Origin of the sequence: Butyricicoccus sp. (assembly GCF_050872565.1) — a bacterium.
Lineage (GTDB): Bacteria > Bacillota > Clostridia > Oscillospirales > Butyricicoccaceae > Butyricicoccus_A.
This window is the reverse complement of the sequence record NZ_JBNMHC010000415.1, coordinates 1-1,748: the sequence shown is the minus strand read 5'-3', so window position 1 is coordinate 1,748 and position 1,748 is coordinate 1. Positions and strand designations below refer to the sequence as shown.

The 1,748-nt window shown below is 48.5% G+C and carries 3 protein-coding genes; 1 reads left to right on the top strand and 2 read right to left on the bottom strand.

Features of this window, described 5'->3' with window-relative positions:
* Window positions 1-77: 77 nt before the first annotated feature.
* Both ACR0P9_RS12020 and ACR0P9_RS12015 read right to left on the bottom strand, forming a co-directional pair.
* Complete coding sequence (locus ACR0P9_RS12020) at window positions 78-359, bottom strand: helix-turn-helix domain-containing protein (protein ID WP_432620469.1); 282 nt, start codon at window positions 357-359, stop codon at window positions 78-80.
* Window positions 360-724: 365 nt separating this feature from the next.
* Complete coding sequence (locus ACR0P9_RS12015; RefSeq protein WP_432620467.1) at window positions 725-1,399, bottom strand: Crp/Fnr family transcriptional regulator; 675 nt, start codon at window positions 1,397-1,399, stop codon at window positions 725-727.
* A gap of 114 nt (window positions 1,400-1,513) precedes the next feature.
* On the opposite strand from ACR0P9_RS12015, the gene ACR0P9_RS12010 reads away from it, so the two are divergent.
* Window positions 1,514-1,748: ATP-binding protein (locus ACR0P9_RS12010; protein ID WP_432620465.1), on the top strand; the 235-nt coding region annotated here is incomplete at its 3' end.

Here is a 1,748-nt window from a genome sequence, read left to right as displayed (position 1 = left end):
TCGTCTCTCCCTCTGGGAGAGATGTCGCGCAGCGACAGAGAGGGCTTTTGGCTCGTTTGAAAAACTTGCACGGCACCTCACTTTGTGGGCAAAGTAGATACCAATTTATTCAATATGTTTTGTTCATCTTTGTCTAGAGAAAAGATTCTTGTATCTCGCTCGGATAATCCCAATAAAAAATCGGCTGAAACATGAAAAATACAAATAAAACGAATCAATACCGCGCAGGATGGATTGCATCTTCCTGTTTCATATGCTGAGATAGTACTAACGGAAACATTCATTTGTTTGGCAAGTTGTTTCTGGGTCAGATGATGCTCTAGACGTAAATTCCTGAGCCTATGACTCAAGTTTATCATTTTTATCACCCGCTTTCACAAACAGTGTATCAAAAGTTTGTTCTGCGTTGGTGTAATTGATTTTACTTATACGGAAATTTTATCAAGCGACAGAGAGGGCTACAAACTCTCTCAGATTTGCCCTGATGCAGAATGGGTGAATTGCGCGCCCTCTCAGTCATTTGCGATGCAAATGCCAGCTCTCCCGAAGGGAGAGCCAAGAAGGCTCCATCTCCGAGGGAGCTGGATTGCCGCTTTGCGGCAAGACTGAGGGAGTTTTTCCAATTGACAAGATACGTATCAGATTTATTCTAAAGCGCAACTGTTCGCGTGCTGCTCTATCCGTCACGGCTGACGCTGCGCCACCTTCCTCAGGGAGGAAGGCTTTAGACTTCCGCGGAGGCGAGCAGAGTGAATTGATTGCGATGAAAGCGCAGCTTGCCTTCTGTTTGCAGGCGGCTCAGCTCAGCGGACAGCGCACTGCGGTCGACAGACAGATAATCGGCGAGCTGCTGCCGATTAAACGGGATGCAAAATGTCGTAGAGCCGGTCAAAACCGCCTGTTCAGACAGATAGGATAACACTTTGCCACGGATGGTACGCTGGGTGCAGTGCCGGATTTTTTGACTGAGCATTCGGTTTTTCTGTGCCAGCACGGTGACATAGTTGTGAATGAGTCGATTGTGAAAGGCACAACTGTTGGAACAGGAGGTCAGCAGATGCTGCATGTCCAGATACAAGACCTCTGTGTCCTGCTTGGCGAGGACTGAGACATCCGCGGTGTGGTCAGGAAGACAAGCAAAGACTTCACCGAATAAGTCCGCCGGACGACAAATCGCATGGATCGTCTGATTGCCCCAAAAGTCTTCACGGACGATATGCAGCTCGCCGCTCAAGACAATACCGGCGCGCGTGACCGGTTCGCCTGCGCGAAAGACAAAGCTGTGCTTGGGATAGCTTTGCTGTTTGGCAGAGATACAGCCGAGCACGGCGGAGATCTCTTGCGGAGCAAGACCGCGAAACAGCCAGCAGTCGGCTAAAATGGAAGAAGATGGATACATAAAATCGCCTTTCTTTGTTGGAAATCCAACGGAAAATTTCTTGTGTTTGCAGTATAATACGTTTCAATAAGAAATGCAACAAACCATGCAGGATAATCATAAAAGGAGAAGCATATGAAACGGAGAGTTATCGAGATCAACAGAGAAAAATGCAACGGCTGCGGTCTGTGTGTTGATGCCTGTCATGAGGGCGCGATTGGCTTGGTGTACGGCAAGGCACAGCTGATGCGCGATGATTATTGTGACGGCTTGGGCGATTGCCTGCCCAATTGCCCGACCGGTGCCATTTCCTTTATCGAGAAGGAAACCGTGCCGTATGATGCACAGGCAGTCAAAGCACATATGGATG